Source organism: Bradyrhizobium sp. (assembly GCF_049586575.1).
Taxonomy (GTDB): domain Bacteria; phylum Pseudomonadota; class Alphaproteobacteria; order Rhizobiales; family Xanthobacteraceae; genus Bradyrhizobium.
In genome coordinates this window covers 1-15,092 of record NZ_JBAVCF010000253.1, presented here as the reverse complement: position 1 = coordinate 15,092, position 15,092 = coordinate 1, and the positions used below count along the sequence as shown (strand labels likewise).

At 62.3% G+C, this 15,092-nt stretch carries 15 protein-coding genes; 9 read left to right on the top strand and 6 right to left on the bottom strand.

The window, feature by feature from the left end:
• Positions 1-3,823: methyl-accepting chemotaxis protein (locus WB528_RS09745; RefSeq protein WP_423888212.1), on the bottom strand; the 3,823-nt coding region annotated here is incomplete at its 3' end.
• A gap of 574 nt (positions 3,824-4,397) precedes the next feature.
• On the opposite strand from WB528_RS09745, the gene WB528_RS09740 reads away from it, so the two are divergent.
• Both WB528_RS09740 and WB528_RS09735 read left to right on the top strand, forming a co-directional pair.
• Entirely contained in the window at positions 4,398-4,775 is a 378-nt protein-coding gene (locus tag WB528_RS09740) for an Hpt domain-containing protein (protein ID WP_423888211.1), read from the top strand.
• Positions 4,776-5,035: 260 nt separating this feature from the next.
• Entirely contained in the window at positions 5,036-5,356 is a 321-nt protein-coding gene (locus WB528_RS09735; protein WP_079571799.1) for a 2Fe-2S iron-sulfur cluster-binding protein, read from the top strand.
• A 5-nt stretch (positions 5,357-5,361) separates the two neighbouring features.
• On the opposite strand, the gene WB528_RS09730 is transcribed toward WB528_RS09735, so the two are convergent.
• Complete coding sequence (locus tag WB528_RS09730) at positions 5,362-5,814, bottom strand: acyl-CoA thioesterase (RefSeq protein WP_423888210.1); 453 nt, start codon at positions 5,812-5,814, stop codon at positions 5,362-5,364.
• 168 nt (positions 5,815-5,982) lie between these two features.
• Between WB528_RS09730 and WB528_RS09725 the strand changes: the two genes are divergently transcribed.
• On the top strand, positions 5,983-7,011 hold the full coding sequence (locus WB528_RS09725; RefSeq protein WP_423888209.1) for an NAD(P)/FAD-dependent oxidoreductase: 1,029 nt from the start codon (positions 5,983-5,985) through the stop codon (positions 7,009-7,011).
• A gap of 174 nt (positions 7,012-7,185) precedes the next feature.
• The gene (locus tag WB528_RS09720; RefSeq protein ID WP_423888208.1) at positions 7,186-7,749 is read left to right on the top strand and encodes a DUF2147 domain-containing protein; all 564 of its coding nucleotides are present in this window, start codon (positions 7,186-7,188) and stop codon (positions 7,747-7,749) included.
• A 10-nt stretch (positions 7,750-7,759) separates the two neighbouring features.
• On the opposite strand, the gene WB528_RS09715 is transcribed toward WB528_RS09720, so the two are convergent.
• A complete protein-coding gene (locus WB528_RS09715) occupies positions 7,760-8,857 on the bottom strand; it encodes a lysylphosphatidylglycerol synthase transmembrane domain-containing protein (RefSeq protein ID WP_423888207.1) in 1,098 nt (365 codons plus the stop codon).
• A 381-nt stretch (positions 8,858-9,238) separates the two neighbouring features.
• On the opposite strand from WB528_RS09715, the gene WB528_RS09710 reads away from it, so the two are divergent.
• The 3 genes from WB528_RS09710 to WB528_RS09700 all read left to right on the top strand — a co-directional run bounded on the left by WB528_RS09710 (position 9,239) and on the right by WB528_RS09700 (position 12,513).
• Positions 9,239-9,745 carry a ferritin-like domain-containing protein gene (locus WB528_RS09710; protein WP_423888206.1) on the top strand — a complete coding sequence of 169 codons (507 nt, stop codon included), beginning with the start codon at positions 9,239-9,241 and terminating at the stop codon, positions 9,743-9,745.
• 236 nt (positions 9,746-9,981) lie between these two features.
• Positions 9,982-10,923, top strand: coding sequence for an acyl-CoA desaturase (locus tag WB528_RS09705; RefSeq protein ID WP_423888205.1), 942 nt, complete (start codon positions 9,982-9,984; stop codon positions 10,921-10,923).
• 126 nt (positions 10,924-11,049) lie between these two features.
• The gene (locus tag WB528_RS09700) at positions 11,050-12,513 is read left to right on the top strand and encodes an MFS transporter (RefSeq protein ID WP_423888204.1); all 1,464 of its coding nucleotides are present in this window, start codon (positions 11,050-11,052) and stop codon (positions 12,511-12,513) included.
• Between the two features lie 2 nt (positions 12,514-12,515).
• On the opposite strand, the gene WB528_RS09695 is transcribed toward WB528_RS09700, so the two are convergent.
• Entirely contained in the window at positions 12,516-12,950 is a 435-nt protein-coding gene (locus WB528_RS09695; protein ID WP_423888203.1) for a hypothetical protein, read from the bottom strand.
• A 72-nt stretch (positions 12,951-13,022) separates the two neighbouring features.
• Here WB528_RS09695 and WB528_RS09690 point away from each other — a divergent pair, with 72 nt between their 5' ends.
• Both WB528_RS09690 and WB528_RS09685 read left to right on the top strand, forming a co-directional pair.
• A complete protein-coding gene (locus WB528_RS09690; protein WP_423888202.1) occupies positions 13,023-13,457 on the top strand; it encodes a DUF1772 domain-containing protein in 435 nt (144 codons plus the stop codon).
• 45 nt (positions 13,458-13,502) lie between these two features.
• Entirely contained in the window at positions 13,503-14,084 is a 582-nt protein-coding gene (locus WB528_RS09685) for a hypothetical protein (RefSeq protein ID WP_423888201.1), read from the top strand.
• Positions 14,085-14,106: 22 nt separating this feature from the next.
• Here the strand turns inward: WB528_RS09685 and WB528_RS09680 are convergent, their stop codons facing one another.
• Positions 14,107-14,532 carry a universal stress protein gene (locus tag WB528_RS09680; protein WP_423888200.1) on the bottom strand — a complete coding sequence of 142 codons (426 nt, stop codon included), beginning with the start codon at positions 14,530-14,532 and terminating at the stop codon, positions 14,107-14,109.
• Positions 14,533-14,675: 143 nt separating this feature from the next.
• A partial coding sequence (locus tag WB528_RS09675; protein WP_423888199.1) for a SixA phosphatase family protein occupies positions 14,676-15,092 on the bottom strand: 417 nt, incomplete at its 5' end.

The following is a 15,092-nucleotide window of genomic DNA, read 5'->3' as shown; positions in this document are numbered from 1 at the left end:
CCTCGAACTGCCGGCTGATCGCGGCGGAGCCGGCGCCGGCGGTTTCCGCCACCACGCGCGCGATGTCGCGTGCGCGCTCTTCGGCTGCCGCCAACGATTCATCCAGCAGGCCGGTGAAGCGCGACAGCCGCTGATCGAGGTCGGTGGTGCGCAGATCGATCGTGGTGACCAGCGATTCCAGCGCCGATTTCCGCTCGGCCAGCGAAGCGGTGGTGCTGCGGTTGCTCTGCTCGACGACGGAGGCCGCCGCGACCAGGGACCGGCCGTGGATCTCGAACTGACCCGAGAGCGAGTTGAGATCTTCAAGCGCCTTCCCGGTCTTGGACTTGAAGACGGTCAGCTGATCTTCCAGCGTCTGCGTCGCCGCGCCGTTACGCGTGGTGACGTCGTTCATGGCCGAGACGAAATCGGCGACGCGGGTGACGAGGGCGCGCTCCAGCGAGTTGAGGTTGTCGTGGGCGCCGGTAAGGACTTCCTGAAGCAGGATGTTGCCTTCACGCAGCCGCTCGAACAGGGCGACCGTGTCGGTGCGCAGGATCTTGCTGGTCTCCTGCATTTCGGTGACGGCGGCGATCGAGACCTGGCGCGACTGGTCGATCGCATTGCGCGACGACAGTTCCAGGTCCCTCAGCGACTTGTTGACGGTAGAGGTCGCCAGTTCGCCGGCCGAGGTGATGTTGCGCACCACCTCGGTGCTGTTGCCCAGCATGGCTTGCGAGAAGCCCTGGGCACGGGTCTCGATCGAACGCAGGGCTTCGCCGGTGACGCGGTCGACTTCAGAGGTGAGCAGGCCGGTCTTGGCGCTAATGGCTTCGACCAATGCGCCGCGCTTGGCATCGATGACCTGCGACAGACGTTCCGTCTGCTGCTGGACATAGTTGACGATCTCGTCGGTCTTGCCGGTCATCGCCGTGCCGAACGAACCGCTCGCGGCCAGAACCGAACGCTCCACTTCGCTCGAGGTCGATTTGACCTTGGAGGCGGCTTCGTTGGAGGCTGCGACCAGCGCCTGCTGCGCGGTCTGCGCGCTGGCGACGATTCGGTCCGTGGTGTTGGTGGTGACGGTAGCGAGCGAACGTTCGAGATCGGTCGAGATCGCCCGGATATGGCTTGCGGAATCGGCCGAGGTCGCGGTGAACGAGCTTTGAGCCTCGCGCGCGCTGTTGAGGATGGAAGCGGCCGTATCCGTGGCGACAGCCGTCAAGGTGCGTTGAACGTCGGTTGCAAGCGTCTTGACGTGTTCGGTGGCTTCGGACGAAGCGGTGACGAGCGAGGTCTGGACCTCGCGGGCGCCGGCGAGAATCGAGGCGGCAGTGGCGCTCCCTGCGGCAGACAGTGAGCGTTCGATATCGGCCGCGAGTTCCTTGACCTGATTGGCGGAGTCGGACGATGCCGACACCAGCGTCGCCTGCGCGTCGCGGGCCGAGACCAGGATTGAATTGGCGGCGCTGCCGCCGACGGCAGTCAGTGCGCGTTCGACTTCCGAGGAGGTCAGCTTCAGTTGAGCGCCGACGTCCGAAGATACCCCGAGCAGCGCCTGTTGCGCCGCGCGGGCGCCGGTCTGAATCGTCTCGCTGGTGTTGACGACGAGATTGGTGAGCGAGCGTTCCGCATCCTCGACATGGGACTTGATCCCGCCCGACAACTCCTCGGCTCGGGCCATCAGCGTTTCGCTCGCCTGGCGTCCGCTGCTTTCGATGCGGCCGGCCACGGCTTCGATGCGGGAATCCAGCAGTTCCTCGAACTGCGCCACCCGCGTATCGATATCGTTCGCAACCGAACCGATGCGGGTCTGGATGCCCTGGTGGATTTCCTGGAACCGCGCCCCGATGATTTCGGTGAGCTGGGTTACCCGTCCATCGATCGTGTCGGTTGCGCTGGCAATGCGCTGATCGACCGCTGCCACCGCTTGCGCGGTGCCGTCGGTGAGGGAAGCCGTGAGCGTGCCGAGCCGGCCGTCGATGGTCGAGGTGACCGACTGGGCGCGGGTGTCGAAGGTCTGTTCGAGCGATTGCAGGCGCCCGTTGATCGATTCGTCGAACGATTTGATCTTGCTGTCGAGCGAGGTGTCGAGATGGGCGACGCGGTTTCCGAGCGTCGTCTCGAATTGCAGCAAACGTTGATCGAGCGAAGCGGTGATCTGGCCGCCGTTCGACGTCAGGCGGGTATCGAAGTTGTCGACGTAGGTCTTCAACGTATCGGCAATGTCGCTGGTGCGTTGGCCCATCCGCTCGACGATCTCGCCGCCGAAGGTTTTGACGGTGCGGTCGAATTCGGAGATGTGGCGGGTGATCAGGGCGCCGAGCGTGCCAGAATCGCGGGCGAATTTTTCCACGAGCTCCCCGCCCTGGTTCTTCACCAGTTCGTCGAAGGCGTTGATCTGCAAGGAGAGGGCGTCGTGGGCGCTCTCGGTCTGGCCGATGACCTTGGCGACCAGCGAGTTCGCGGTCACGTCGAGCGCATCGCTTGCCTTCTCGCCGGACGTCAGGATTTTCGAGGCGAGGCGGTTGCCGGATTCGTCGATCTTGTTGATGAGGTCGCCCGAGCGCAGCTCGAGCTCCAGCAGCAGCGAGTCGCTGGAATTCTTCAGGGAGTCGTGCACCTGTTCGGTACGATCGGAAATGCCATCCACGATGGTGGAGGATCGCTGCTCGAATTCGGCGGTGATGCGATCGAGGCGCTCGTTGAGCATTTCGTGGACGCGGTCGGCGAGTTCGACGAACTCGTCGTGGACGTGGCCGGTCTTGAAATTGAGGCTGGTGGTCAGCCGCTCGCTGGCGTCAAGCACCGCGCGCGTGGTCTCGGCGCTCGCTTCCTCGAGGCGATCGAGCAGATCGCCGCCGCGCTCGCCGAGCGCCAGGATCATGTTGTCGCCGGCATTGGCCAGCGCACTCGTGATGTGCGCGCCGCGCTCTTCCAGAGCACCGGTGATGCTTTTCGCGACTTCGTCGACACGGGAGGCGATCGCGTCCGAGATCAGCGCGATATCGTGACGCAGGTCGATCTGCACGCCGGAAATGGCGCTGCGCACCTGTTCGGCCTGGCCGACCAGGTTGTCGCGCTGATGGGCGATGTCCTGAAGCAGCGCGCGAATCCGCACTTCGTTGTCGCTGTAGGCGCGTTCAAGCGCGGAGACCTCGTTGGCGACCAGGGTTTCGAGTTCGCCGGCGCGCGCGATCGCGCGTTCGACGCCGTCGCCCATCGCCGCGACTTCGCGGCGGATCGCTTGTCCAACCGTTATCATCGAGTCGCTTGCGGCACCCTCGGGCTCGGAGAAACGGATCGCGACCTGCGCCATCGATTGCGCGATCGTGCTCAGTTGCTGACCACGCCAGGACAGGTGCGCCATGAAATAGAACAGGAAGACCGGCGCCAAGAACAACGCAAACAATCCGGCCAACGCCAGTGTGCCGCCGCTGCCCTCGCCGATCGAGGCCCGCAAGGAGGGCAGGAAACTGACGGTCAGAATGATGGAGCCGAGAATCCACACGCCGGCAAAAAGGGTCGCGAGCGTATAGGAGTTGCGCGCGAGGCGGCCCTTTTGAATTGCTTGCAAAGCCTGACCGATGACTTCGCGGTCGTCGTTGGCTGCGCGGCGCGCGCGCGGTTCTTCGATGGCATTGAAGGTCGGCCGGTCGTTGATCGGACGCGTGTCGAACGAGGAATCGTCAAATGAAGGCGCGGAGGAGTTGATGTCTGACTCCGCGTCGTTGCGCGACGAACCCCTGATGTCGCCGGACGCACCATCGATGTTGAGGGCTTCCTGAATGGCAGAAAGCGCAACTTCCGTCGGGTCTTTGACCTTTTTGGGGGTGTTCGCCATGTTCAGTCCGAGCCCTCAGTTTTACTGCTTACGCAATCCGGAAAAAGTCCTGCGAATGCCCCCCGCAAGCCCAAAACCGGCATCATGATCGGACGCAGCGCTCAAAGGCCGACTCAATGGGGGCCGGCTTGTCCGCACACGTCCGGCGAACATCCTATTGGCTAGGCGTCACGATTGAAATGGTAGGATTAATACAATCTTAATCATCGTTAATAGCGTCGCGCCGTAAGACCTTACAAAGCTTTGAAATTTCGTGCGCCAATGACAATTGCGGCAGCTCTTTGCTGAAAAAAAGGCGAAGATGCGGCGAAGCTGTCGGCCTGCCGCACAACGTTCCATTAACCAATTCCGTGATTGGCTCACCCGGACCCGCGCCCTCCGTAGCGCAGAGCGGGCTAGAATTGGACTAGTGGAGTGGATTTGACATTCGCTACCCCACTTGGCCGCGGACTCGCAAAGCGAATGCCAAATCCAAAACTCCACTAGAAACCTAATACTAGTGTCCCTTTGGTTCTGACATTCGCAAACGAGCCGGCCGCGACAGGATGCGAATGTTAGAACCGGGACCTAGCCCATGCCGCTTCATCTGGATCGGATTGACTGGATGCCATCGCCACCGCTCGCTCCCGATGACGGTCCGATCGATATCGACCATCTGCGCCGGATGACGCTTGGCGATGCCGCGTTGGAGCGGGAAGTGCTGACGATGTTTTCGGCGCAGGCCTCGCGCCTCGCCGAAGCGTTGGCGGCGATGCCTGCCGATGCCCCCGTTTTGGCGCACACGCTCAAGGGGTCGGCGCGTGCGATCGGCGCTTTCGCGGTCGCCGACGCGGCAGCCCATATCGAGACGCTGATCAAGTCCGGCGGCGACACGGCCGAGGCCTTGAGCGAGCTTGACGACGCCGTCGCGCAGGCCCGTGCCGCCATCGACGCCGTTTTGGACCGGGACTGATCGGTCGGGCTGACCGATTCCTGCAAATCTTCTCCCAATCCACTCCATTCGCATCCCTTCTCAGCGGCCACACATTGCGAATGTTAGAATCACAGGACCACTAGCAAATATATGTTTCTAGTGGAGTTTGGGATTTGGCATTCGCTTTCGGAATTTGCGGCCAGGTGGGGAGCGAATGCCAAATCCACTCCACTAGCGCGGACCGGATCGACCCGTTATAGGTCTGCCCGGACCCCTTTTTTCCGGCAATACGAGCGAACATGGCCAAGATTCACTTTGTCGACCATTCCGGCGAGACCCGCACCATCGACGTCGAAAACGGCGCCACCGTCATGGAAGCGGCGATCCGTAACGCGATCCCGGGCATCGAGGCGGAATGCGGCGGCGCATGTGCCTGCGCCACCTGTCATGTCTATGTCGACGAAGCCTGGCGCGAGAAAGTCGGCCCGCCTTCGCCGATGGAAGAGGACATGCTGGACTTCGGTTTCGACGTGCGGCCGAATTCGCGTCTGTCCTGCCAGATCAAGGTTTCCGACGAACTCGACGGCCTCGTGGTTTCGACGCCGGAGCGTCAGGCGTAGCGCGTCTAAACCCGCACGCCGCGGCGAAGCCATGGCTGAAATTTCGCGATGATCTCTGGCGTCAGCGGCGTCGGCTCGCGCGTCGCCTCGTCGATCAAGACCGTCACCGATTGCGCCGACGCCACGCAGCGGCCTTGCGAAAACACCACCTGATCGAAGGTCACTGAAGTTCGGCCGAATTTCGCAACGCCTAATCCCATCTCGATGGTACCTGGCCAGCGCAATTCGGCGCGGAAATGAATGTCGAGCCGCACCATGATCCAGGCGAGGCCCTCCGGCATCAGCCCGTAGCTGCGATCCTTCATCAGCGTGACGCGGCCGGTCTCGAAATAGGTCGCGTAAACCGCATTGTTGACGTGCTGATTGGGGTCGAGGTCGGCAAAGCGCACATTGTCGGTCAGCCGGTAGGGAAAATCCTCCAATCGCGGCGTATGGTCGGATCGAGCAGGGGCATTCACAGGGCAGGGTCTCCGAGGTTGCAGCCCTTACAGCCTAGTTGTCGAATGGCGGCAAGGGGTTGTCGTGACGCCCGCAAGCATATTATGGCTTTCCTCCCGCTTTCCTGTTGGTTAGACAGGCGCGGTCACCGGCGCCCGCCGCGCCCCGTTCAACCGAAAAGAAGCGACATGAGCGAAACGATCAAGACCGACGTGCTGATCATTGGCGCGGGCCCGTGCGGGCTGTTTTCCGTTTTCGAATTGGGCCTGCTCGACATGAAGACCCATCTCGTCGACATCCTCGACAAGGTCGGTGGCCAGTGCGCCGAGCTTTATCCGGAAAAGCCGATCTACGACATTCCCGGCATTCCCTTCGTCACCGGGCAGGGCCTGACCGAAGCGCTGATGGAGCAGATCAAGCCGTTCAACCCGACCTTCCATCTCAACGAAATGGTCGAGAAGATCGAGAAGATCGGCGATCCGGCTTTCCGTGTCACGACCGACGCCGGCAAGACTTTCGAATGCAAGGTGGTGGTGATTTCGGCCGGCGGCGGCTCGTTCCAGCCCAAGCGCCCCCCGGTGCCCGGCATCGAGGCCTATGAAGGCTCTTCGGTGTTTTACGCCGTGCGCAAGATGGAGCAGTTCCGCGACAAGGATATCCTGATCGTCGGCGGCGGCGATTCCGCGCTCGACTGGACGCTCAACCTGCATCCGATCGCAAAGAGCGTGACGCTGCTGCACCGTCGCGACGACTTCCGCGCGGCGCCGCACAGCGTCGAACAGATGCGCGCGCTGGTCGCAGCCGGCAAGCTCGACCTGAGGATCGGTCAGGTCACGGCGCTGGAAGGTGACGGCGGCGTGCTCAAGGGCGCGCACGTCAAGGGCAACGACAACGCCATGTCGAAGGTCGACTGCAACACCATGCTGCCGTTCTTCGGCCTCACCATGAAGCTCGGGCCGGTTGCGAACTGGGGCATTCAGCTCGAAAACAATCTGGTGCCCGTCGAGACGTCGGCCTTCGAGACCAGCGTTCCCGGAATCTTCGCCGTCGGCGACATCAACACTTATCCCGGCAAGCTCAAACTCATTCTGTGCGGCTTCCACGAGGGCTCGCTGATGGCCCAGAAGGCGCACCGTTACGTCTATCCGGACAAGCGCCTCGTGTTCCAGTACACGACCTCATCCTCAAGCCTGCAGAAGAAACTCGGCGTCAATTGACGGTCAAGCCCCTGCGGTCGGATTGTCGTCACATTTCAGAGCGTTACTCGCGCGGGCGAACGTAACCTCTGGGGTGCGCCCGCACTGGCCGCCTGCGGTAAATGAACGTAGGCTCGGCCTGTTCTTTCGGCTGACACGAAACGGGTCGCGGTGATGTGGAAAGCGGTAGGCAGAATGCAGCGTCAGCTTGCGATCGCGGGCACGCTTGCGCTGGCGCTCACGGCCTCTCTTCCCGGATACGCGGCCGAGCCATCGGCGGCGGGCCTCTGGCAAAAAACCGAAGACGGCCAGCCGGTGATCTGGATTTTGATGGTCGATCACCATGACGGCAGTTTCGAAGGCGTGATCGCGAAGAAATTTTCCAGAGCCGGCGTGCCCGAAACGCCTACCTGCGCGCAATGCACCGATGACCGCAAGAATGCGCCGGTGCTCGGCATTTCCTTCATCCGCGACATGAAGCGCAATGGCCTCGAATATGAAGGCGGCAACGTTCTCGACCCGCGCGACGGGGAAGTCTGGAAGGCGAAAATGACCCTGAGCGCCGACGGTCAGCAACTCACGCTGCGCGGCTATGTGCTGACGCCGCTCTTGGGGAAAGACGATGTCTGGGATCGTTTGCCGGATTCGGAACTTGCTTCCGTCGATCCGGCAATTATCGCCAAATATCTCCCAGGGCAGGCGCTCGCGGCCAAGCCGCCATCGGGAAAGAAGAAGTCCGCCTCACCCGCGAGGCAGTGAACTGCCGGGTTTAGCGGCGGGAGCCGGCGCGGGAGCGCTGCGGGAAGGGCAACGTCGCCTTCACCTCGACGACTTCAGCCGTCTCGGGCTCGATCGTCTCGCAGGGATCGCCTTGCTTGCGGCGCAGCTGCCAGGGCAGCACCACGTTGAGCCAGAGCTCACGCGTTCCCATGATCGAGATCGCGATGCCGAAGGGGATCATGAAATAGAGGATGCGGAACACCACCAGCGTCGCCAGCAGCTGCTCCTTGCCGAATTGCGGAAGCGCGACCAGCATGGCGGCATCGAACACGCCAAGCGAGCCGGGCGCGTGGCTGGCAAAGCCGAGCAGCGTCGCCAGAATGAACACCACCGCCAGCGAGATGAAATCGATGTGCGGCTGGGCCGGCATCAATAGATACATCGCCGTGGCGCAAAAACCGAGATCGACCACGCCGATCAGGATTTGCACCAGCGTCAGCGGCGCCGAAGGCAGCCTGACCATCCAGCCGTTCTGCCCAAGCTCGCGCCGCTCGTCTCCGAGCGTGAGCCAGACCAGATAAGCGATGATGGCCCCGATCACGCCAAACGCGATCAGCCGGTTGATCGCCGCGGGCAGCTGATCCATCGACGAGGCTGCCTCGGGGTGCCAGGCCATGCCGATGCCGAGCACAAAGGTGTTGCCAAGCCAAAAGGTCAGGCCGGAAAGAAAGCAGATCTTGGCGACGTCGACGGCACTTAGGCCATAGTCCGAATATATCCGGAAACGGATCGCGCCGCCGGTGAAGACCGTTGCGCCGATATTGTGCCCGATCGAATAGCTGGTGAAGCTCGACAGCGCCGCGATACGATAGGGCACATGCTTCTTGCCGAGCGTGCGGACCGCAAAGAAATCATAGAACGTCAGGGTGCAGAAGGCGCCGGCCACGCACAGCCCGGCCAACGCGATGCGGTGCGGCGCGATGTCCGTCAGCGCCACCAGCATCACCCCGGTGTCGATGCCCTTGAGGGTGCGAACGAGTGTCGTGATCGCGAAGGCGATGATCACGAGGCTGGCGGCAACTCCTACGCGCTTCCAGCCTATCCGTTCCTTAAAGCCACGCCGTAGCGTGGCTAACAGCCGAACCATTCATCCTCCCGGCAGGGCCGCAACGGCGTTGCCGGCCTCTCGAAGCGACCTCGGCATTTGGCCCCGATCACCCTGGAAACAAAATGCATAAGGCAAAAACCTTTGTTTGTGCAGTCCTTGACAAAGCGGCGGACTGTCGTGCATCGGCCCTGCCGTCCCTTTAGATAGGCGGCCTATTCGGGGGAATCGAGGCGGAATAGCGGCCATGCAGCGCTGCGGCCTGTTTCGATCCCCGGATGTTCCCGACGCGAGGTTTTCGGCTCTGCCAGGAACGTCGGCTGTACACGCCGGTTAGCTCACCATCAGCCAGCGAACACATCGGCGTGCAGCAGGAGACCAGGGCGCGCGGTTGTGTTCCGTAGAACAAGAAGGATTGGAACGATGGGACTCTTCACCCGCGACATCAAAACCATGAACGATCTGTTCGTGCATCAATTGCAGGATATTTATTACGCCGAGCAACAATTGGTGAAGGCACTGCCGAAGATGGCCGAGAAGGCGACCGACAAGCAGCTAAGGGAGGGCTTTCTCACCCATCTCGAAGAGACCAAGACGCACGTAAAGCGCCTCGAGGAAGTGTTCCTCATGATCGGCGCAAAGGTGCAGGGGGTCGATTGCCCCGCCATCGATGGCATCATCGAGGAAGCCGATGAGGTTGCCGGCGAGGTTGCCGACAAATCGGTTCTGGATGCGGCCTTGATCAATGCTGGACAGGCGGCCGAACACTATGAGATCGCGCGCTACGGCAGCCTGATCGCCTGGGCGCGGCAGCTTGGCCGTAACGATTGCGCGACCATCCTGCAGAAGACGCTCGATGAGGAGAAGAAGACCGATCAGAAGCTGACCTCGTTGGCCGAGGGCAAGATCAATCTTCGGGCCGCAAGTTGATCCGTTTGATCGCCAGTTAAATCGGTGAAGCTAAACGGAGTGAGGAACAGTCGCGCCGCGGCAATGGAGTTGGCCGCGGCGTTTTCCTCTGAAGCTGCACCGAGGGGAACCGTGGTGGAACTGGAACCATAGAACCTTCCTAAAGCCTCTATTATTGCTGCAAATTTCCACAGGTTTGGCCTCGCGAACCGCCGGCAATTGTGTAAAAAAGATGTTTCGATTGCGAGGCAGCTGCATTGGACAAACGAGTTGATACCACCTTGACCGGCTTTGTCGCGGAACCGGCGGCGCTGCCGCTTCCGCTCGGCGCCAGCGAACGGCTGATCAATTGGCGATATCTCGCGGCCGTCGCAACCTATCACCTGCTGGCGCTGCTCGCGTTCGTGCCCTGGTTCTACAGCAAGGCTGGCGTCGTGCTCGCGGTGGTCGGCGTCTATGTCTACGGCGCCTGCGGCATGAACCTTTGTTACCACCGCTTGCTTACGCATCGCAGCTTCAAATGTCCGCTCTGGCTGGAACATGCGTTCGCACTGCTGGCTGTCTGGTGCGTGGAGGATACGCCGGCGCGCTGGGTCGCGACGCATCGCATGCATCATCATCGTTCGGATGAGCGCCCCGACCCGCACAGCCCGCTGGTCAATTTCTTCTGGTCGCACATGGGCTGGCTGTTTCTGGAAAATACCGACCTCGGTCGTCAGGTCGCCTACGACCGCTACGCACGCGACATCCTGCGCGACCGTTTCTATCGCTTTATCGAGCGCTACGTTGTGTGGGTCACGCTCTCGCAGTCGATGTTGTATTTTGCTGCGGGTTTTCTGATCGCGCTTGTACTCGGCGACGCGCCGATGGCGGCGATGCAATTCGCGGCGAGCATCTGGCTATGGGGCGTCGTGGTGCGAACCGTCATCGTCTGGCACATCACCTGGAGCGTGAATTCGCTGGCGCATGTGTTCGGCTATCAGAATTACGACACCGGCGACCACAGCCGCAACAATGTGCTGGTGGCGATCCTGGCGAGCGGCGAGGGATGGCACAATAATCACCATTCCGAGCCGGGCTGCGCCTGCAATCAGCGGCACTGGTGGGAGATCGATCTGACCTATCTTCTGCTGCGGCTGTTCGTTGCTGTCGGATTGGCCTGGGATGTCCAGATGCCCACGCGCCCACCTGAGGTGTGACGGCTTCACGATTGTCCGGCGGGAAGCTTCTGCCGTCGACAGCACACTTCGGCATTCATCGAAATTTTGAGGTGAACCGGCAGGTTATCTTCGCGTTGGGTCCTGCGTGACCAATGGAGATAGCCGATGCCAAGAACAGCCACCAAATTGCAGCCGTTTGAGGCTACGACCGAAACTCCTTCGGACAGTGCGCCACGCGAAGAAGAATTTCCCGCCGGACGGAAGCCGGAACGACAGCCCGCGCGAGGCGTGCCGGCGTCGCTGACCCTGTTTGCCATGAGCCTCGGCTACGGCGTGGTTCAGCTTGACGTGACCATCGTCAACACCGCGCTCGATCGCATCGGCGCCTCGCTCGGCGGCGGCGTGGCGGAGTTGCAGTGGATCGTCAACGCCTACACCATCGCCTTTGCGGCTTTCATTCTCACCGCCGGCGCGCTCGGCGATCGCATCGGCGCCAAGCGGGTGCTCATGGCGGGCTTTGCCATCTTCACATCCGCTTCGCTGGCGTGCGCGCTTTCCCCCAACCCGATGGTGCTGGTCGCGGCGCGAGCCGTCCAGGGATTGGGCGCGGCCACGCTGGTCCCGAATTCGCTGGCGCTGCTCAACCACGCCTATCCCGATGAAAAGCCGCGCGGACGGGCGGTCGGAATCTGGGCCGCTGGCGCGAGCCTTGCACTGACGGCAGGGCCGCTGGTCGGCGGCGGACTGATTGCGCTCGTCGGATGGCGATCGATCTTTCTGGTCAATCTGCCGATCGGTCTCGCCGGGCTTTGGCTAAGCTGGAAATACGCCACCGAAACCGCGGCCAATCGTCAACGCGAGGTCGACCTGCCGGGCCAGGTGACGGCGATCGCCGCGCTCGGCTGTCTCGCCGGCGCCATCATCGAGGGCGGCGCGCTCGGCTGGTCCAACGGCTTTGTGCTTGCCGCATTCGTTGCGTCCGTGGCGCTGGCCGCGCTGTTCATCCTGCTAGAGCGCCGCGCGGAGCAGCCGATGCTGCCGCTGTCGCTGTTTTCGCATCGCTTGTTTGCGCTCACCTCGCTGGTCGGTCTGCTCGTCAACATCGCCTTTTACGGACTGATCTTCGTGTTCAGTCTGTACTTCCAGCGCATCAACGGCCTGTCACCGGTGGCGACCGGTCTGATGTTCGTGCCGATGATGGGCGCGGTGCTGCCGGCCAATCTGATCGCGGCGCGCGTGACCGAACGGCTCGGTGCGCCGGTGGCCATTGCGCTCGGCGCGGCGCTGGCGGCTTTCGGGTGCCTGACGCTGCTCGGCATCGCGCCGGGCACGCCTTACTGGATGATCGTCGGCCAGTTCGTGATCATGGGGGGCGGTCTGGGCCTGCTGGTCCCGCCGCTCACCTCCACGCTTCTGGGCAGCGTCGATAAATCGCGTTCCGGCATCGCTGCCGGCGTGCTCAATGCGACCCGGCAGACCGGAAGCGTGCTGGGCGTGGCGCTGTTCGGTTCGCTGATCGGCCAGTCAGGCCGGTTCATGAGCGGCGCGCATCACTCGCTGATGATCTCCGCGGCGCTTCTGTTGGCGGGAGGCGCGGTGATCTGGTACGGCGCTTCAAGACGTAACTAAGGTCACGCCTTGCGCAACGCGAAATGGGCGCCGCAGAATGCCATCGCGGCGCCCAGGCCAAGCGCGGCAAACCCCGCGATAACACCGGAGACGGTCGGCAGCGGGCTCGGTGCGGCAGCAGCCTGGCCCGCGCCTATAAGTACGAGCACGCCGACCGCAATCAAAAACTGCTGCATCCGCTGCGGAATTTGCCCCGATGCCGCGCTGTGCATCAGCGACGCCGTGAAATAGCCGCCGGAAAAGCCCACGGTTGCAATCAGCCACCACGCCAGCGCGCTACCTGCCGGCATGAAATTGTTTGGATCGGATCGCCACAGGCCGCCGAGGTCGAGCCCGAACCTTGCGCCCAGCATGTGCACGGCAAGCGCCAGCAGCACACCCGAGATCGCGGCAGCAGCGAGAATCAGGCGGCTTGGAAATGGGGTCGTCTCGGGCATGTTGCGGTTGTAGAATAGAGCCAGCGATCGGCGCAAGCCGGTCTTTAAAGAACTCCGTGATGAGGTTTGGCCATGGTGTTCGGCCTTCTCGCATTGATCGCTTCGGCGATGTTTACCGGCGCGGCCTTCTACGTCAATTTCGCCGAGCAGCCGGCACGCCTGACGCTCGACGATCGCGCGCTGCTCAGCGAGTGGAAGCCGTCTTACAAGCGCGGGACCGCGATGCAGGCGCCGCTCGCACTGATCGGTTTCGTGCTGGGAATGCTGGAGTGGTCGCGGGTCGAGCATATCGGCTGCCTCATCGGCGCCATCCTGATCATTGCGCCGTGGCCATGGACGCTGATCGTCATTCGACCCACCAATAACGCCTTGCTGGCGACAGATCCCGGCAAGGCCGGCCCGCCATCCCGGGCGCTCATCGTCAAATGGGGCGTCATCCATGCTGTGCGAACGGTGTTGGGCGGGCTTGCGACCGCCGCATTTTTCTGGGCATGCGTATCTTATTAGGCGCTACGTTCACGCTCCCAACCAGGAATGGACAGTTCACCGCTCATGCCGTCTGATTTGCCTGAAGCAGGTCTTCGCTACGCCTACAAGGCCTCGCTGATCGGTTCGGCACATCAGTTCGAATTGACGGAGCAGGGACTGTCCTGGCGCATCGCCGGCCGCACCGGTCTTTGGAACTATGCCGATATCGCGGCGGTGCGCCTGTCCTATCGTCCGGTGTCGATGCAGTCGCGGCGATTTCGCGCCGACATCGAAAAAACAGGCGGCGGACGGCTCACCATTTTCTCGACGAGTTGGCAGACGGCGGCGCTGATGGCGCCGCAGGATCGCGACTACCGCGCCTTTATGATTGGATTGCACGCCCGGATGGCGAAAGCGGGAAGCCAAGCCGTTCTCAGCGGCGGCCTGAATCCGCGGCTCTATGCGGCGGCAATCGCCGTGGTGACGTTACTCGCCGTCGCAATGGCGGGGCTGTTGCTGCGCTCGCTCGTGTCGCGCGAATGGGCAGGCGCGCTTTTCCTGGTCGGCTTTGCCGCCTTGTTCACGTGGCAAGTGGGCGGCTTCATCACGCGCAACCGGCCGCTGACCTATACGTTTGGCGAGTTGCCGAAAGCTTTGCTGCCTTGAGCAGAACGATCAGCCGTTGGCTTCAGTGCCGCACCACCAGCACCGAGCATTTGGCGTAACGAACGACGTGGCCGGCATTGGAGCCGAGAAAATAGGTGCGCATGGCGGGGCGGTGCGAGGTCATGACGATCAGGTCAGCTTTGACAACAGAAGCTTCCTCGAGGATTTCGTGATAGATGCCGCCCTGGCGCACAGCAGTTGAGATGCGCGCGGCATCGATGCCGGATTCCTGCGCCACGATGGCGAGCGCCTCTTCGGAGGTCTGTCGCTGCTGAACGTCGAAATCGGCCGGTACATATTCGGCCAGCATCACCGGCGTCATCGGCAGGACATTGAGCAGCCTTACCTTGCCATTCCAGGTTTGCGACAGCGTTGCCGCCGTGGCGATGGCCGGCCGCGCCAGATCGGTGTCGGCGAGGTCAAGCGGCACGAGGATGGAACTGAACATCTGCGCCTCCCAGTGAAGATGCCGGTGCGGAACCTCTTTTGGAAAAAATCCAAGGGGGTCCTCGATTTTGGAACCAGCTTAGCACGGTTTGGAACAAGGCCTCAGCGCGATGACAGGTGATCGCGCCAAAAGAGGGCAGTTCTTTAGTCGCCCGATGTTTGCTTTAACAGTTTGGGGCTGACGAACAGCACGAGGCTGCCACGCCGTAAGCCCACATCGTTCCAGTTGTCGATGTCGAAGTCCAAAATGGCGAGGCCCGCCGTCGGCAGGTTGTCGGCGAGGGCGCCGCGGCCGGCGGGATCGCCGTGACCTGCAAGCGCGATGGCCAACTCATGCATTCCGGGGTTGTGCCCGACCATCATCAGCCGCTTCGGATCGGCGACGGACGCGTTGCGAATGGTCTCGAGCAGTTGGGAAACGTCGGCGCCGTAGAGTTCCGGCGTCAGTTCGACCTCGGGCGCCGGCACCAGTTCCTTCATCGCTTCCCAGGCGATTTCCCAGGTCTGGAGCGCCCGCGTTGCGTGCGACACCAGCACGAGGTCGGGGAATGGCGGATGGCG